General features: G+C 51.8%; 20 protein-coding genes and 2 riboswitches. Of the genes, 12 read left to right on the forward strand and 8 right to left on the reverse strand.

Annotation, left to right across the window (positions count from 1 at the left end; genetic code table 11):
• Positions 1-119: 119 nt before the first annotated feature.
• The 4 genes from AC6F7T_RS00105 to AC6F7T_RS00120 form a co-directional block, all read right to left on the reverse strand.
• The gene (locus tag AC6F7T_RS00105) at positions 120-2,555 is read right to left on the reverse strand and encodes a TonB-dependent receptor (protein ID WP_500715908.1); all 2,436 of its coding nucleotides are present in this window, start codon (positions 2,553-2,555) and stop codon (positions 120-122) included.
• A 61-nt stretch (positions 2,556-2,616) separates the two neighbouring features.
• Positions 2,617-2,877 (reverse strand): DUF167 family protein, encoded by a 261-nt coding sequence (locus tag AC6F7T_RS00110; RefSeq protein WP_500715909.1) that lies wholly within the window; start codon positions 2,875-2,877, stop codon positions 2,617-2,619.
• A gap of 32 nt (positions 2,878-2,909) precedes the next feature.
• Positions 2,910-3,440, reverse strand: coding sequence for a DivIVA domain-containing protein (locus AC6F7T_RS00115; protein WP_500715910.1), 531 nt, complete (start codon positions 3,438-3,440; stop codon positions 2,910-2,912).
• Between the two features lie 28 nt (positions 3,441-3,468).
• Positions 3,469-3,753 carry a YggT family protein gene (locus AC6F7T_RS00120; RefSeq protein WP_500715911.1) on the reverse strand — a complete coding sequence of 95 codons (285 nt, stop codon included), beginning with the start codon at positions 3,751-3,753 and terminating at the stop codon, positions 3,469-3,471.
• A 193-nt stretch (positions 3,754-3,946) separates the two neighbouring features.
• Between AC6F7T_RS00120 and AC6F7T_RS00125 the strand changes: the two genes are divergently transcribed.
• Positions 3,947-5,002: a 3-deoxy-7-phosphoheptulonate synthase gene (locus AC6F7T_RS00125; protein WP_500715912.1), complete on the forward strand. Its 1,056-nt coding sequence runs from the start codon at positions 3,947-3,949 to the stop codon at positions 5,000-5,002.
• A gap of 30 nt (positions 5,003-5,032) precedes the next feature.
• Here AC6F7T_RS00125 and AC6F7T_RS00130 read toward each other — a convergent pair whose 3' ends face one another.
• Positions 5,033-5,353, reverse strand: coding sequence for a hypothetical protein (locus AC6F7T_RS00130; RefSeq protein WP_500715913.1), 321 nt, complete (start codon positions 5,351-5,353; stop codon positions 5,033-5,035).
• 164 nt (positions 5,354-5,517) lie between these two features.
• Positions 5,518-5,623: riboswitch (TPP riboswitch) on the forward strand.
• 41 nt (positions 5,624-5,664) lie between these two features.
• Between AC6F7T_RS00130 and thiF the strand changes: the two genes are divergently transcribed.
• Genes thiF through thiE form a run of 5 tightly spaced genes read left to right on the forward strand, consistent with a single transcriptional unit; the run spans position 5,665 to position 9,325 of the window.
• Positions 5,665-6,495 (forward strand): sulfur carrier protein ThiS adenylyltransferase ThiF, encoded by an 831-nt coding sequence (gene thiF / locus AC6F7T_RS00135; RefSeq protein ID WP_500715914.1) that lies wholly within the window; start codon positions 5,665-5,667, stop codon positions 6,493-6,495.
• Positions 6,496-6,502: 7 nt separating this feature from the next.
• Positions 6,503-6,703, forward strand: a complete 201-nt coding sequence (gene thiS, locus AC6F7T_RS00140) for a sulfur carrier protein ThiS (protein WP_500715915.1) — start codon at positions 6,503-6,505, stop codon at positions 6,701-6,703.
• Between the two features lie 48 nt (positions 6,704-6,751).
• Positions 6,752-7,528 carry a thiazole synthase gene (locus AC6F7T_RS00145; RefSeq protein ID WP_500715916.1) on the forward strand — a complete coding sequence of 259 codons (777 nt, stop codon included), beginning with the start codon at positions 6,752-6,754 and terminating at the stop codon, positions 7,526-7,528.
• On the forward strand, positions 7,525-8,649 hold the full coding sequence (thiH, locus tag AC6F7T_RS00150; protein ID WP_500715917.1) for a 2-iminoacetate synthase ThiH: 1,125 nt from the start codon (positions 7,525-7,527) through the stop codon (positions 8,647-8,649). The genes AC6F7T_RS00145 and thiH overlap by 4 nt, the downstream gene beginning before the upstream one ends.
• Before the next feature lie 13 nt (positions 8,650-8,662).
• Entirely contained in the window at positions 8,663-9,325 is a 663-nt protein-coding gene (thiE, locus tag AC6F7T_RS00155) for a thiamine phosphate synthase (protein ID WP_500715918.1), read from the forward strand.
• Positions 9,326-9,362: 37 nt separating this feature from the next.
• Here thiE and AC6F7T_RS00160 read toward each other — a convergent pair whose 3' ends face one another.
• The 3 genes from AC6F7T_RS00160 to trkA are packed head-to-tail and all read right to left on the reverse strand — an operon-like array spanning position 9,363 to position 12,519.
• On the reverse strand, positions 9,363-9,701 hold the full coding sequence (locus AC6F7T_RS00160; RefSeq protein ID WP_500715919.1) for a YlcI/YnfO family protein: 339 nt from the start codon (positions 9,699-9,701) through the stop codon (positions 9,363-9,365).
• Positions 9,702-9,722: 21 nt separating this feature from the next.
• Complete coding sequence (locus AC6F7T_RS00165; RefSeq protein WP_500715920.1) at positions 9,723-11,165, reverse strand: TrkH family potassium uptake protein; 1,443 nt, start codon at positions 11,163-11,165, stop codon at positions 9,723-9,725.
• Position 11,166: 1 nt separating this feature from the next.
• Entirely contained in the window at positions 11,167-12,519 is a 1,353-nt protein-coding gene (gene trkA, locus AC6F7T_RS00170) for a Trk system potassium transporter TrkA (protein ID WP_500715921.1), read from the reverse strand.
• 116 nt (positions 12,520-12,635) lie between these two features.
• Positions 12,636-12,791, reverse strand: a riboswitch (cyclic di-AMP (ydaO/yuaA leader).
• Positions 12,792-12,833: 42 nt separating this feature from the next.
• Between trkA and AC6F7T_RS00175 the strand changes: the two genes are divergently transcribed.
• The 6 genes from AC6F7T_RS00175 to AC6F7T_RS00200 form a co-directional block, all read left to right on the forward strand.
• Positions 12,834-12,974: a type II toxin-antitoxin system HicA family toxin gene (locus tag AC6F7T_RS00175; protein ID WP_500715922.1), complete on the forward strand. Its 141-nt coding sequence runs from the start codon at positions 12,834-12,836 to the stop codon at positions 12,972-12,974.
• Positions 12,975-13,040: 66 nt separating this feature from the next.
• The gene (locus tag AC6F7T_RS00180) at positions 13,041-13,286 is read left to right on the forward strand and encodes a type II toxin-antitoxin system HicB family antitoxin (RefSeq protein ID WP_500715923.1); all 246 of its coding nucleotides are present in this window, start codon (positions 13,041-13,043) and stop codon (positions 13,284-13,286) included.
• 56 nt (positions 13,287-13,342) lie between these two features.
• Entirely contained in the window at positions 13,343-13,714 is a 372-nt protein-coding gene (locus AC6F7T_RS00185) for a transposase (protein WP_500715924.1), read from the forward strand.
• A gap of 829 nt (positions 13,715-14,543) precedes the next feature.
• Complete coding sequence (locus AC6F7T_RS00190) at positions 14,544-14,969, forward strand: MerR family DNA-binding protein (RefSeq protein WP_500715925.1); 426 nt, start codon at positions 14,544-14,546, stop codon at positions 14,967-14,969.
• 241 nt (positions 14,970-15,210) lie between these two features.
• Positions 15,211-15,891 (forward strand): hypothetical protein, encoded by a 681-nt coding sequence (locus AC6F7T_RS00195; RefSeq protein WP_500715926.1) that lies wholly within the window; start codon positions 15,211-15,213, stop codon positions 15,889-15,891.
• A 28-nt stretch (positions 15,892-15,919) separates the two neighbouring features.
• The coding region (locus AC6F7T_RS00200) for an HAD-IC family P-type ATPase (protein ID WP_500715927.1) at positions 15,920-17,147 on the forward strand (1,228 nt) is incomplete at its 3' end.

Consider the following 17,147-nt stretch of genomic DNA (forward strand, 5'->3'; position numbering starts at 1 on the left):
CTCCATCGACTGTGAATGGTTATTGAACAACCTTGGATAATAAGATTGAAATTTAACTTATGTCAATATGAGTTTTTGAAAAAACCGCAGTTCCCGGGATATATATCGCCAATGGGAAATCAGAAGGACATGCGTGCCCCAAGATAAAGCCCCCGACCGTGAATATCCCCGGTTCCGATCGCATCACCGCCAATGCCCGTCTGCATATTACCGTTGAACATATTGAGAACTTCGAGAATCAGGGTGAGATGGTAGCGGTCGGTTTTGATTGCATCAAACTCAGTGGTGATATCGGTGGTTGCCCCGCCGGAAATCTTGCCGGATTTGTAGGCTCTTACTATTATTGTGTTTTCTTCATCAGCAAACCATAGACTAGATTGGGAACCAGAAGCCACACCATATCGAGTTTCGTCAGACCTTCTATTGTCAAAAGCTAATCCTTTGGATGAATCACGCCATCTCGTCAGGGTATATAATCGGACATGGTCTTGGACGAAACTGCTACGGGTACTCAACGTCAGCACCCAGGGTGCACTGTAGTTTGCCGCTGGCAGTTCGGAACGGGCCATATAGGCATCATCATAAAAAACCATTTTGTGACTATATCGCAGATTAGTTGCGTTGGTATCTGCTTCATAACCATCGCCGGCAAATGTCGATTTTGTTCTCGATTTGGTTGCACCGACCGCTATCAGATGAGAACCAAATCCCTTTTTTTCAACCCGCGCCGAGAGACTCAGATTGATTGCTTCATATCTACTACGCCCATCATTGGTCATGTAAAAAAGATTGTCTTCTCGCCTGCTATCAAGTTGCTTTTTGTGCTTACGCTGCAACAGTTCAACGCTGTAGTTAAAAATAGAATATGAACCAACGAATCCAGCTGAAAGCTCGTCTGAATAGGGAGTATCCAGTTCGTCAATGCTGTACACTCTTTCCTTTCCAAAGTTCTCTTTCACTGTTCCATCTGGCTCCGTTGTGACTGAATTTATGGGCCGCCAGCGATCGAAAGCATAAGCTCGAAGTTGCGAGCTATAATATCTGTTGACCCCCGCAACAAGTCGAAAGACACCATTGCCAAAGGTGTCTAGCTCCGTCTTGAAACGGGGCGCCACATCAGTATTTGCGGAAAAATTGTCGTAATCTACTCTCAGCCCTGGCCTCAACAACAATCGATGCCAAATCAAATCGGTCTGAAAGTGACCGCCAATAGTGCCAATGTGACTCGATTGATTAACTTCGTCATAAGATAAGACTGCGGTGGTTGTGTTGTTGTTTCGGATGTTTATTCTTTTATTTACAGCTGATTGATTCCAAGCATCCGTGTGCTTATAGCCGTAATCAAGACCGCTGACAAAACTCCACAGCAGGGATCCCTTGCGAAAGTTTTCCGAAAGAAAAGTCAGGGATGCATTAAATTCACGATTTTTTATTGTTGCATCGCCGACCCCCCCCTTGCGATAATTTATTTCAGGATTAATATTGTCGCCTAGAGATTCATAATAATTAGTAGAGCTGTCTCGGCTGAACCCGTTTTCTACATAAGCTGTTTTGATTACAAATTCCCCTAGCGTAAATCCCAAGCCCACCTGGTTTGCAAACCGCCAGGAATCATTTACATTTTTCCATTCGCTAGCAGCTGTACCACTGATCCAGCGGAGTTCTTCGTAAGGGGCATAGGTTACATCAAAAAGAATCTTTATCTCGTTGGCTGGGGTCAACATCAGACGCCCATGAAAGTTTTCACTGGTGCGCTTTTGATCATCGTCAGCTATTACACCAGCAGAATCTTCGCGTTTAAGAGGAATCACGGAATGGCGACGCGAGTAAACCAGCAATAGGGATGACCATTGGTTTAAAGGTCCTTCTGCTGACAGGGAACCGCTGTAAATTGAAAATCGCGGCTGGTTGTCTGCATTATCTGATTCTTTATCATCGTCGCGCAGATCAAACATGCTGTCGTTTGTATAACGACCAGACAGGGAAAAGCGCCATCGATCTGTGGCTGGCTCGCGCAACTGTGCATCCACTGCGCCACCGACAAACCCGCCATACTGGGCAGGAACATTACTGGAATGAACAGTGATGGATTCAATTAGATCAGTATCATAAAAAATACCGGCGTCACCTCCACCGACATTAAGGCTATTCCAACCTGCGCTCTGATCGAACCCGGACGGATTAATCGTGTTGGTCACACTCATGCCATCGATCATGAAGTTATTTTCGTAGGGTTTGGCACCGGAGATGGAGATCCGCGGCGGGGCAATTTCACCGACGGTGAGGCTGGACTGGCGCTCATAATCATACTGAATATGCGACATCCCTTTGAGCGCTTCGGTAATGGAACCGGTTGCGGATGGCAGCATGTCAAGTTCAACACCACCGATGGTCGTTTCACCGGATTCAATCGAGGTGGCGTGGACAACAACCGGACTTAAGGTGTGCGGGATTGCAGCTGTTTCGAGTTGAACATCATCAGAGGCAGGCAGTGGGTTCCAGGCCCACAATGGGTGGGCATAAAACAGCACTATTATTACCAGGAAGATTTTCACAGCACCCTGCGCTCCCGTTGTTGCTCATATCCCCCCGGTCTGAGCTGTTATATCAATGATCTTATTCAATACCCAGGCGACCAACAACGTCGTCACAAGAGAGTCCTTTGATAAGCACCCTTTTATGGCGCGATGTTGCTCCGGTGATGATATCGATATCTCTTAAGGGCACAGACAGCAGCTTGGCTAGAAAATCACGGCAGCACTTGTTGGCGGAACCATCTACTGGTGGTGCCGTCAGCTTGACCTTAAGAACTCCATTATGGCTACCCACCAGCTGGTTTTTTGACGACCGGGGTTGCACTTTAAGAGCTAGGATCACTCCTTCTTCCGTTGCGGTGAGATAGTCCGGCATCAATCAGGCAGTTCGTCATCCGTTATGCCGTCAGCAAACAGCGGCTGCAGTTTTTCCGGATGATTCTGCAGATCAATCTGCAGGGTGTCGATGTCCATGTCGAGGAGTTGCTTATGATTATCGATCAGGGCGCGCAGGCTGTTTCTGAAGGAATGTCTGATCCGTTTGATTTCCTGTATTTCACCAACCAGCTTGATCCGCCGCTCATTGGCATCGCGCAAAATCCGCTCACCCTCGATATGGGCCTCAGCGAGAACAATTTCAGCATCCCGGCGCGCCTGATCTTTAAATTCGTCGGTCATTTTCTGGGCAGTGACCAGGGTTTGCTGCAACAGCTTCTCACGCTCACGCATCTGCTCCAGCGAGGTTCCGGTACGAGCCAGAGATTCCTTCAGTTCATTATTCTGGTGGTATAGCTGTTCCAGCTCATCAGCCAACATTTCGAGAAACTGGTCAACGGCTTTGGTATCGTAACCGAAAAGTCGACTTTTGAAGCGCTGTTGCTGGATCTCGATCGGAGTAATACGCATAAGTTGCCCTGCTTAAATGCAAAAAAAATCAGGCTGCCAGGCGATACAAAAATCCGACCAGCAATTGTTGCACAACCGAGAGAAGAAGTAACAGGGCAATGGGGGACAGATCCAAGCCGCCCATTTGCAGAAAAGGCAGCAGCCGCCGGAGCCGATAAAGCGCCGGATCGGTCATATTGTGAAGAAAACGCACAATGGGGTTGTACGGGTCGGGATTAACCCACGAAATCAACGCCCTGGCGATAACAATGAAAATGTAAATGGTAAATGCCAGCTCAAGAATCCGGGCAATTGCGATAATCAGAAAACCCATGGGCCACCTCATGTCAAAAAAGAGCGTAACAACTGTCGAGTTATATAACTATAAGCATTCAGCAGTGTCAATAAATCCCTGAAAGACTGAGGAAATCAGTCTTTGACAGCAGCGCCAAAAATGGTTAGATTGCTACCCCGCATGTCATCGCATGTGATTTTTAGCATCATCACCTGTTTTTCGGAGACAAACCATGGTTCAGACCAACAATCTCAATGTCCTTGATGTCACCCCGATCATTGCGCCTGCCGAGCTCAAGCAGGTGTTTCCTCTGCCCCTGGATGGCGCTAACTTTGTCAATAACAGCCGCAACACGATCAAAGCGATCCTGCGCGGGGAAGACAAGCGACTGATGGTGGTGGTTGGCCCCTGTTCTATCCATGACAGTGCCATGGCCCTGGATTATGCCCAGCGCCTGTCAAAACTGGCACATGAGTTGAGCGACCAGATGTTCATCGTCATGCGCGTCTATTTTGAAAAACCACGCACCACTATCGGCTGGAAAGGCTTGATCAACGATCCCGACATGAACGGCAGTCACCAGATCTCCAAGGGCTTGGGGATCGCCCGCCAATTGTTCTGCGCCATGACGGCAATGAAGCTACCGATTGCCAGCGAGATGCTCGACCCGATCACGCCGCAATACCTGTCCGACATGATCAGCTGGGGAGCCATCGGCGCCCGCACCACGGAATCGCAAACCCATCGCGAAATGGCCAGCGGTCTGTCCTTTCCGGTCGGCTTTAAAAACGGTACCGACGGCACCCTGACCATTGCTGCTGATGCCATGGCCGCGGCCAAGCATCCCCACAGCTTCCTCGGCATCAACCGCGAAGGGCGCTCATCCATCGTCCAGACCAGCGGCAACCCCAACGTGCATATCGTCCTGCGTGGCGGCAATGATCGCCCTAACTACTACCCTGAAGATATTGAACAGACCACAACCCTGTTGCGCGGAAAGAATCTTTCGACCGCCATCATGGTGGACTGCAGTCACGCCAATTCCTGCAAGGATCACGAGCGCCAAAAGGAAGTTCTTGACAACGTTGTTGACCAGCTGGTAGCGCGTCCCGGCTCCATTACCGGAGTCATGATCGAAAGCAACATCAACGCCGGCAACCAGTCATTACCGGACGACCCACGGGAGCTGAAGTATGGCGTTTCAATTACCGATAAATGCGTTGACTGGGATACCACTGTCGAGATGCTGACCGGCGCCTATCACAAATTGCAAGCAAGGCCGGTATAACGAGCCCAAAACATGATCAAAATGGACTGACTAGAGATCATTAAGCAGGCGATACAGGAGCTGCTCCAGTTCCCAGATCATGCCGGCAACAGCACCCTGCTCTGCCTGCTCAAGCTGGACCCGGGCACGATCAAGATCCCCATGCGCTTTAAGCAAAAGCGGTGATAATTTGGCTTCGAGCTGGCTACGGGGGATATCCCCTACCCCTTCAACCCATTCCAGCAGATCCTCTACTGCACGATCAACAAAGTGCAATGGCTTGGTCTCTTCTTCCGGCAGCATGGTGTAAAAATCATCAGCCTGCTGCTCGAGTCGCTGTACAATGTCACGGTAGCGTTCAGAAATCGTCATACGTGTCCTTTTAAGTCGGTTCTGTTTTTTACTTGGCCGAACAAACGGGCGTATCATACGTGAACCATCAGCAAAAAACCACGGATTTAAAGCGTCGATCCCCCACACATATTCAACCTTTGCTGTTGACTTGAAGAAAACCGGTCTGGTAACGTTCAAAACATTGATAACGCTAGGGGAGTCATTGTTACTGAGAGTTCCGCGCAGGCGGAACGACCCTTGGAACCTGATCCGGCTGATACCGGCGTAGGGAAGCGGCATAGAAACGAATCCTCTTCGTTCGTCGGCCGCCTTGCATGGTGGCTTTTTTTATGAGCAGACAACAGATACAGATCTACCTTAACGAACGTAGCCTGACCATCGCTGCAGGGATGCCTTTACGCGATCTGCAGCAACAACAGTGTCCGGAGGCCGATCTGTTGATTGTCAATGGTTACCCCTGCTCTGATGACCATATCCTCGCCCACCAGGATCGTATAGTCATGATCTGCCGTGGCATTGCGCCACAGCCACAAGAGCTTGAAGCTTTGATGATGGCGCGCCACACCCCCGGTGTCCACGCAAAAGTTAAAATGGCGCGGGTCGGCATTGCCGGTGCGGGAGGTCTCGGCTCAGCCATCGCCATCGCTCTGGCCCGCACCGGTATCGGCTTTATCAGAATTGCCGATTTCGATGTGGTTGAACCATCCAACCTCAATCGACAGCAGTATTTCATTGATCAGATTGGCCTGCCCAAGGTTCATGCGCTACGTGACAACCTGCAACGCATCAACCCGTTGGTCACTGTGGATAGTTATTATGGTAAAGTTACTACCAACAATCTGAAGGAACTTTTTGCCGACATCGATATTTTGGTTGAGGCCTTTGACCGAGCCGACCAGAAAGCCATGCTTGCTAACACTTTTTTTCGCACTTTTTCCGAAAAATATCTGGTTGCTGCATCGGGTATGGCCGGCTATGAACCCGGCAACACGATACGTACCCGAAAAATCAACGACCGCTTCTACCTCTGTGGTGACAATCTGACAGCCGCCGGACCCGGTTGCGGATTGATGGCGCCGCGTGTCGGAATTGCCGCTCATCATCAGGCCAATGCGGTGTTAAGACTGATACTCGGAGAAGATCCGGCCACACAAGGATAGCTCAATCATGCGAATTATTGTTAACGGCAACGAAAAACAGGTTAAGGATCACACCAGCATCGCGACACTGCTTGAGCTGGTCGGTGTCAACCCGGAGCAGGTGGTAGCGGAACATAAGGGGACAATCGTCTCACCACAGCACTACCACGGAACTTTTTTAAATGACGGTGACACCATTGAACTGATCCAATTTGTCGGGGGCGGATGATGATCACCGCGAGAACCCCCTAACACCCTTAGTGAGGCCTTAATTATTATGGATCTATTACAGATCGCGAACCGCACCTTTCGTTCACGTCTGATGGTTGGCACCGGCAAGTTTTCATCCCACCAGGCCATGCTTGATGCGATGGAACACTCCGGCTGTGAAATTGTTACAGTTGCCCTGCGTCGGGTTGATATCAACAACCCGCAGGACAGTCTGCTCGCTCACATCGACCAGAATCGCTACCTGCTCCTCCCCAATACCAGTGGTGCGCGCACTGCTGAAGAAGCTATTCGTCTGGCACGGATTGCCAGAGCGGCCGGCTGCGAGCCCTGGATCAAGCTCGAAGTGACACCGGACCCCTATTATCTCTTGCCTGATCCCATTGAAACCCTTAAGGCGACAGAAATTCTGGTTAAGGAAGGCTTTATCGTATTGCCTTACATGCCGGCAGATCCGGTTCTGGCAAAACGCCTGGAAGAAGCAGGAGCTGCAACCGTGATGCCCCTGGGTGCTCCCATAGGTACCAACCGTGGCCTGTTAACCCGCGATCTGATCGCCATTATTATCGAACAGGCACAGATACCGGTGGTCGTTGATGCGGGCCTGGGTGCCCCTTCTCATGCCGCCGAAGCGATGGAGATGGGCGCAGCTGCGGTACTGGTTAATACTGCTTTAGCCGACACACCTGACCCGGCGGCGATGGGCCAGGCTTTTTGTAAGGGGGTTGAGGCCGGACGTGAAGCCTATCTGGCCGGTTTGGGTCCAAAACGTCAGCAAGCCAGTGCATCCAGCCCGCTGACCGGTTTTTTAAGGGATGAATCGTGAGTTTTCTAGATCAGATCAACAATTATCCGCAGGCGGCGGTACTGGATGCCATTACCTCCGCCACGGCAGCGCAGATTGATGATATCCTCGGGCAACAACGGATCAGCATGGAGGATTTTGCCTGCCTGCTGAACCCCGCCATGACCGCCGAACAGCTCGAAACAATGGCGCTTAGAGCCCAGCAGATCACGCGCCGGCGGTTTGGACGGACGATTCTGCTCTATGCCCCCCTCTACCTCTCCAATGAGTGTCTGAACGGCTGTCGCTATTGTGGTTTTAATGCTGAAAACGATCTGCTGCGCAAAACCTTAACCCTCGCAGAGATCGAACGCGAAGCCCGCTATTTGCATAATCAGGGGTTTCGTCATCTGCTGCTGCTCACCGGCGAAGCACCGCAAGTCGCCGATGTCGACTACCTTGAACAAGCCGTCAAGATCGTCAAGCCCTACTGCGGTTCGGTGTCCATCGAGGTCTTCCCTATGTCGACCGCTGACTATGGGCGTATGGTTGCTGCCGGCGTTGATGGATTGACCCTGTATCAGGAAACCTATGATCAGGATCGCTATCGCAACCTGCACCCCTATGGCCCCAAAAGTGATTATGCGTATCGTTTGCTCGCCCCCGAACGGGCCGGCGAAGCCGGCATGCGGCGGATTGGCATTGGTTCGCTGCTCGGGCTTGGCAACAGTTTGAGTGATTTATTTTACTCCGGCTTGCACGCTCGCTACTTGATGCACCGTTTCTGGAAAACCCTGGTGACCCTCTCCTTCCCTCGCTTGCGCCCTGCTGCGGGAGGATTTACTCCAGAACATATAGTCTCGGATCGGCAATTAACCCAGTTCATCTGTGCCTTGCGCCTGTTGTTGCCCGACGCCGGATTGGTTCTGTCAACCCGGGAAAGTGCTACCCTGCGTGACAATCTGCTGCCGTTGGGCATCACCCAGATGAGTGCCGGTTCCTGTACCGCCCCCGGCGGCTACGGTAATCATTCAGATGAAGGGGGACAGTTCAGTATCAGCGATGATCGCAGCCCGGCCGAGGTTGAGCAACTCCTCAGGAAAGCCGGTTACGACCCGGTCTGGAAAGATTGGGACACGGCTTTTCTGACAACGACAGAATAGAAATAGAGGCGCTATGAAGAGTTCCCTGCTGCCACCTCTCTACCTTATTACTGATCGCAGATTAGTTCGGCCGGATCAGGACTTTTTTGAGGTTTTGGAACAATTGATGGTGGCTGGAGTCAGGATGATTCAACTGCGAGAAAAGGATTTGCCGGCACAGCAACTTTACGAAATGGCTCAATATCTACGTGACATCTCTGCGCGGCATAACTGTTTACTGCTTATCAATGATCGCATTGATATCGCCATGGCAGTTAAAGCCGATGGTGTCCATTTAAGAAACAATTCTCTACCCCCTGCTGTTGCACGAACCTTGTTGGGCAGGGATAAGCTGGTGGGTGTTTCGACTCATTGTGCAGAGGAAATCAGCACGGCTACCAGGCAGGGAGCTGACTTTGTCACCTTTGGCCCGGTGTTTTATACCCCCTCTAAAGCAGGCTATGGTTCTCCTAAAGGAATTACCGAAGTGCATGACATTTGTCGCTCGTCTGCGTTGCCGGTTTATGCCCTGGGAGGGATAACAGTAACAAATACCCCGGCAATCATGACCACCGGAATCCATGGTGTTGCTGTCATTTCCAGCCTGATGGCCACAACAACTCCAACAATTGTTTGCCGAAAACTCATCGAAGCCATCGGTCACTCTCATACAACATCCCCTAACGACACCAACTGAAACCGCTGGCCGGCACTACCGGTAGCCGCCTGAAGTTCTATTTCCTCATTTTCCGCTGCAGGATACCAGTTCGCAATGACTTTTCCATAAAACCGAATAAGGTTTCTCCTTCACGTAAAACACTTTCAGTCGCTTGGCGAAGTTCGGGTTCAACCCGCAGAGAAGGGATTGTTACTGATTTCATCACGCACCTTTTTGTGTTGCATTTGCAATTCATTCTAGTGGGAAACGATTCTGCGGGCAATGGCATGTACTGACTGAAATATAAAACACTGGGAGAAAACCCCACAGCATGGTTATCGTGAGCGTTTGCTGGATTAGAAGAGGGAGTTGAGTGAAAACCGACAAATCCTTTGCCCGCTTGTGCATGCGGCATTTGACTAGTCTCGACTCAAGGTTATTTATGCCAGAGAGATGGCACGAAAAGCACCAGCACGGTAAAGAGCTCCAATCTGCCCAACAACATACAAACAATCAGCACGGTTTTACCGAAAGGGACAACCTGGGCGTAGTTTTCCACCGGGCCGACACTACCAAAGCCGGGTCCGACAACACCTAAGGTAGCAACCACTGATCCGGCGGCGGAGATCAGATCCAATCCTGCGGCTGTCATGAGCAGGGTAGCGATAAAGAAAACCCCCATCCACACGGCAAAAAAACCGAGAATCGAGTGCATGACATCACGATCAACCGGTTTACTGCCCAGCTTGACCAGGCGCACCGCCCGCGGATGGATCAATCGATAAATCTGCACCTGGGCATGTTTAAAGAGCAGCAGTAGCCGCGCCACCTTGATCCCTCCGGCGGTTGAGCCGGCACAGCCGCCAACCACCATGGCAAAAAACAGCAGCAGTTGGGAGGCTGCCGGCCACTGGGCATAGTCAGCCGTACCGAAACCGGTGGTGCTGATAATGGAAACCACCTGAAAGACGCTGTAGCGCAGGTTGTCAACAATCGAGGTATAGACCGCTCCGTGGTTGGCCCACATCACCAGTAGAATGATGCCGATCACCAGCACCAGATAAACCCGTAGTTCTTCGTTACGGTAAAAGTCGCGCAGACGCCCCCTTAGCGCCAGGTAATACAGGGAAAAATTGATCGCCGCCAGAAACATAAACAGGGAAAGAATCCCATCGATATAGGCACTGTTGTAGGCCCCGACCGAGGCATTGCGGGGTGAAAAACCACCCGTCGCCAGGGTGGTGAAAGCATGACAGAGTGAATCAAAGAAATTCATACCACCGAACATCAACAGGACGATCAGCACCGCCGTCAGCAGGACATAGATCCCCCACAGCAGCTTGGCGGTATCCTGGATGCGTGGCTTGAGGCGATCTGCTGTTGGTCCAGGCATTTCGGCCTTGAACAACTGCATGCCGCCAACCCCCATCAGCGGCAGAATCGCCAGAGACAGGACAATGAACCCCATACCACCAAGCCACTGGGACAGAGCACGCCAGAGCAGCAGACTTTCCGGTACTATTTCGATGTCGGTTAAAATGGTGGCACCGGTGGTGGTAAAGCCGCTCATGGTTTCAAAAACGGCATCCAGAGGAGCACTGATCGCCCCGGAAAACAGATACGGCAGGGAACCGAACAAGGCAAAGGTGCTCCACCCCAGGGTCACAATGGCAAATCCTTCGCGCAGGGACATCTCTTTACTGCTGCGGCAGCTGTAAAACAGGCCGGCTCCAACGCCGCCACAAACCAATGCCGAAAGCGCAAAAGCCAAACCGGCCCCGTCTGCGTAATAGTAGGAGAAGGGCAAAGGCAGCAACAGGGCAACGGCAAGAAATGACAGCAGGCCACCCAGCAGGCGAAAGGTCAGGAGCAGGTTCATATCAGCTGAAAAACCTTTCGACCTTGGCAACCGCCTCCGGCAGGGCAAATACAATGACCCGATCTCCCTGGGTGAGAACGCTGGCGCCGGTGGGTATTTCGTACTGCCGGTGGCGGATGATCATGCCGATGATCGCGCCGCGGGGGAAATGTAATTCGGCCAGGGGTTTTGCAAACAGGCCGCTGCTGTGGCTGATGTCAATTTCCAGGACCTCGGCATTATTTCCTTCGAGGGCAACCATAGAAAGAATATCACCGCGGCGGACAAATTTGAGGATCGCACCGGCGGCAGCCAATCGTGGTGAAATACAGGCGTCAATGCCCAGATCAGAAGCCAGGGCTATCAGTTCGGGCTGACTTACCAGGGCAAGGGTACGCCGAACCCTGTGGCGGCGCGCCAGCAGGCAGGTAAGGATATTGGTCTGGTCGTTATCGGTGACGGCGATAAACACCCCGGCATCTTCCAGCCCTTCGTCCAGCAGGGTTTGCACATCCAGTCCTTCGGCATGGATGACAACCGCCTTATCCAGCTGCTCCGCCAGTTTCGTGCAGCGTGCCTCATCACGTTCTATCAGCTTGGTATAAAAGTGTTGCTGTTCCAGATTTTTTGCCACCTGCAGGCCAACCCGGCCGCCGCCGAGGACGAAGGCTCGACGTGAAGTGTTTTCCTTGTCGGCGGCAGATTGCAGGAGATAGTCCAGGGCCGGCAGCTCTTTTGCCAGGGCGAAGAGATAAATACGATCACCGGCCTGGATGCTGTCATCACCGCGGGGGATAATGGTTTTGTCGCCACGGCTGATAGCGGCAACAACAAAACGATACATACCGCGCAAATCGCCAAGTTCGGTCATGGTCAAATTGCACAGGGGACTGTCGTCAGCAATCCGATAGCCCTGAAAAAGGATGTCGCCATCGGCAAATTCCACCACGTCAAAGGCTTTGGCACTACACGCCAGCTTCGAGAGCTCGGTCGCAACGGCATCTTCCGGATTGATGAGCAGATCGATGCCGAGTTTTTCCTTGGAAAGAATAGCTTTGTGGGCAGTGAATTCGATGTTGCGTGTACGGGCAATCAGTACCTTGGTGTGGTATTCACGCGCCAGCAGGCAAGCGAGGATGTTGACTTCATCGGTATTGGTGACGGCAATAAAAATGTCGGCGTTTTTGATGCCGGCTTCTTCGAGAGTTTCGGCACTGGCACCGTTGCCGACAACGCCCAAAACATTGAGGCGATCCTGAGCCCGAGTAACCGCTTCCAGGTCATGATCGACAAGGGTGACTTCATGTCCTTCGCGGGAAAAACGTTCACACAAAAAATAGCCGACCTGGCCACTGCCAACGATGAGGATGTTCACGCACGACTCCTGAAATGTATTCCGGCACCAAGTCCTCAATGATGGATGAGGCGGCACAGGATGTCATTCTTCGGGGCAAAAACGCTGATAGAACACCAACGCCGGCTGGTACTGCTGCCTGCCCTTTCAAATGCCTACGAGGTTAGCTGACGGGCTCGGGCTTGAAAGTGCCCTATGTCAAAGCGTCCTGCGTTAAGACAATCTGACAATTCGCCCCCAAAGTGGGTCCCCCGCACCTGTTTGCTGGAAACAGGTTTAGGCTGCATGGGCGAATTCTGCTCCTGCCGTTCCAAGGATGTCAAGGGTCATTTTAAATGAACAGCAAGCAGTTGATAACGGAGCTCCAGACCGCAGGTTGGGTGCTGGTCAGGGTGAAAGGGAGTCATCACCAATTCAAACACCCTGACCACAAGTTGCCATTGACGGTTCTGCACCCCAGGAAGATTTACCTTTAGGGCTGGTTAAACAGAAAAAAAGCAGGCTGGGATTCAGGTCTTGCCTATTTCAGATCGGAGTTAACGATGTTGTATCCAGTAGCAATTGAAAAAGGGGATAAAAACCTCGCTTTTTGGGCGATTTTCCCCGATGTAGAGGGCTGTTTTTCGGCTGGCGACAGCTACGAAGAAGCGCTAAAAAATGCCCGTGAAGCCCTGGAAATCCACTTTGAAGCGCTGGCCGAGGCTGGAAAAGTGCCACCACAGGCAAGCTCTGTTGATGATCATTTGGAAGATGAACACACCATCTCTGCTTCTTATGCTACCCATTGAAGACACCTCCTCCAGCCATAGGAATAAGACAATTTTGCTCTCTTGATGCCTTGACCATGCGCCAGGAACGTCAGCACCATTTAGGCGTCGGCCCCTACGAGCGTAGCGAAAACCGAAGAGGTCAGGCCAACGGCTTTAAACCCAAGAGCGTGCAGAACCGCGTGGGCAGCCTCGATCTGAATATTCCTCAGGTCCGAGATAGTAGCTTTTATCCTTCCAGCCTTGAGAAGGGACTGCGTTCGGAACGTGCCCTTAAGGTTGCTCTGGCTGAGATGTATATCCAAGGGGTTTCGACCCGTAAGGTCGCTAAAATCACCGAGCAACTGTGCGGTTTTGAGGTCACGTCATCTCAGGTGAGTCGTGCCGCAAAAGAGCTCGATGGAGTGCTGGAACAATGGCGAAATCGCCCCTTGGGAGCCTATCCTTAGGTTTACCTGGATGCCCGCTATGAGAAGGTTCGACACAATGGTTCCGTCATTGGTATGGCGGTCTTGGTCGCCGGAGCCTACTTGAGTTTTTAACTGTCAAAGATCGCCCCAAAGAGGATTGTGAATTTTACAGAATAAATGTTGCTTTATCGGGAAGTAAAAAGAACAGACGCAAGCAACATTTTTTTCATCGGAATAACTCCTGATCGTCGTGCTTTAAATAGCACGCGCTGTGAAGCAGCCTTTGGGATTGGTGCCAACAACTACACCATATTGCTACAAATCCAAATGAACTGTTTCTGGTACCAATGTCCAACCGATATTGTCAGGCTCGACTGAAACCGATCACTGCCGGAGAGGCTACACAACTTTCGTACCAAAAGAAATACTCCTTTTTTTAAAGACTTAGAAATTTTGACTGAAAAACTGGATGGGATTTTGCGGACTATTCTACAGTGAATCGTGGAATAGTCCGCAATTTGCATTGCCACCCCGCTGGCAGCATCTCTAATCGCAACTTAAAATACCTGAATATTTTCTTACGTTTAGTAATTTGTTTTGGGATTGGTATAGTTCATGCGCTGACAACCTGGTGACCAATGAACATATCAGACAGGGTCGGGGCCGTTAGGTCCAACAGAGCTGTGAAATCAGGAGCAAGCTGCAGACAAAGAGCCTGACCAGAGCTGAAATTGTAGAAGATTCAACGGTGTCACAAAAAAACAAACCGCCGCGCTTTTTCTCTTGACTCTGGTCTATGGTCAAGGGTTTAGGCTTGAACCAACAAAGAAGACAAATACCACAGACTAACAACTTCGGGAGAAACCAAATGCCTCACTCTCTGACCATAGGCAAGCTTTCAAAGCAAGCAGACGTCAGCATTGACAGCATAAGATTTTACGAACGGCAGGGCTTACTCGCCAAACCGGCGCGAACCGAATCCAATTATCGGCTCTACCCCCTGGAGGCAGCGAGTCGTCTCAGGTTTATAAAAAAAGCGCAGAAACTTGGGTTTTCATTGGGTGATATCCAGGATCTTCTGGATCTGAGTCATGATCCGTCGGCTTCCAAGGCCGACGTCAAGAAAAAAGCGAAGGGCAAAATCGCAGACATTAAGAGCAAAATTCAGGATCTAAGTCGAATGCTGAAAGCTCTAGAGCAATTGGACGAGAGCTGTGATGGGCATGGTTCGGTAGTCGGATGCCCGATCCTGATCGCATTGGCTGAAGATGACGGCCATGAGTGTCATCACTAACAACAATTGAGGTAATTTTATGGACGCAACATGGACAAACATTCTCTGGTTCCTGGTCATTGGTGCCCTCTTTTTCATGATGATGCGCAAAGGTGGATGCTGCGGTAGCCATCGCCAAAAAGAACAAAAACAGGAAGTCAAATCAAGCAAAACCGATCATAAGAAATACAATTAACGTTGCTTTCTTTTTTGGAAAGCACAGATAAGCCTCGTCACTTTTTACAAGCAAAAGGAGATCACCATGAACAGAGTATTATGTACCACAGTTCTCATCGGTCTATTTCTGGGGGCAACAGTCCTCACCGGCTTTGCCGCCAGCGACCATGAAGCACATCACCCCGGCGGCGAACAAACTGCCGCACCGACGTCCTCCGAGAAAATGATGATGACGCAAGCGGCGAAGATGAATCAGATGCCCTGCATGGCTGATTCAGCTTCCGGCTCCAAGTCCCAGATGATGGGCATGATGGGTGGCAAGGGGACGGGTGGCATGATGGGCGCCGGCATGTCCGGAATGATGGGTGGAGACGGCAGGCACAGCATGATGCACGGAGGACAAATGGGCATGATGGCGCAAGGCATGGGACATATGTTCTATCTCGACCGTGCTGATGAACTCGGGCTCTCCGCAGATCAGGTAAGCAAGCTCAAAGCGATTCATGTGGAAGGCCGCAAGGACAACATCCGCAACGCTGCCGAAGCGCACATCGTCCGGCTGGAGTTGGCGGAATTGATCGCCGGCGAAACCTGGACGTTAAAGGACGCGGAGCCGCTCATTCGCAAGGCACAAAATCTTGAAGGCGACATGCAGATCCGTCACTTGCAGGCGCTGAGCGATGCCCGCAAGGTGTTGACCGCCGAACAATTGAAGCAAGCCCGGACAGACGGCGGTACCGATAATCCTGAAAGCCTGTTCCAATAACTTTCTAGCGAAAGGTTAGGTGTACATCATGCGAGATCCGGTCTGCGGCATGACCGTAAGTAAAGAGAAAAACGCCGGCTCCCATAGCCACGAAGGGACAGAGTATCTGTTTTGCTCCAGCAAGTGTCTGGAAAAATTCGTGGCCGACCCTGACGCCTACCTCCATCCACAGCCGAAGACAAACGACTCGGCGGCGGCGACGCGGGAATATACCTGTCCGATGCACCCCGAAATTGTGCAGCAGGGACCGGGTAGCTGCCCCAAGTGCGGCATGGACCTGGAGCCGATGACCGCGTCCGCCGATACCGATGAAGAGGAAGAAGCGGCGATTCGGAGCTTGAAGCGCAAAACCCTGGTCGCCGGGCTGCTGACCCTGCCGATTATGTTCCTCGCTTTTAACAGCATGATTCCCGGGCTCTCCTTCAATGAGATCATCGCGCCAAAAACCCAGGGATGGCTGGAACTGATCCTGGCGACACCAGTCATTCTATGGGCGGGCGCCATGTTTTTCACCAGGGGTTGGCGTTCCATCGTCAACCGCAGCCTGAACATGTTCACCCTGATCATGCTGGGTGTCGGTGCGGCCTATGCATACAGCATCGTCGCGGTATTGTTCCCGGAACTCTTCCCGACATCCTTCCGCATCCATGGGGAAGTCGCGTTGTATTTCGAGGCTGCAGCGGTCATCACGACCCTCGTCCTGCTCGGGCAGTGGCTCGAAGCCCGCGCCCGGCGGCAAACCGGCCAAGCCATCCAGAGTCTACTCAACCTCGCAGCCAAGACCGCACATCGAATCAAGGATGACGGCGCTGAGGAGGAAGTGGCGATCGACGCCATTGTCAAGGGCGACCACTTGCGCGTGCGCCCCGGCGAAAAGATTCCCCTCGACGGCGTCATTATTGAGGGAAAAAGCACGATTGATGAATCCATGCTCACCGGCGAGCCGATCCCGGTAAAAAAGGGCAAGGACGACAAGGTCATCGGCGCCACGGTCAATCAGACCGGCAGTTTTGTCATGCGCGCGCAGGCGGTGGGCGAGGAAACCATGCTCGCGCGAATCGTGAAAATGGTCGCCGAGGCCCAACGTAGCCGGGCACCCATTCAGAACCTGGTCGACCGGGTCGCGGGCTATTTTGTGCCTGCGGTAGTACTGATCGCCCTGTTCGCTTTCGGCATCTGGGCCTCCTTCGGTCCCGCACCGGCCATGGCCTACGCCATCGTCGTGGCCGTTTCGGTGCTGATCATCGCCTGTCCCT

The organism is Pelovirga sp., assembly GCF_059864205.1.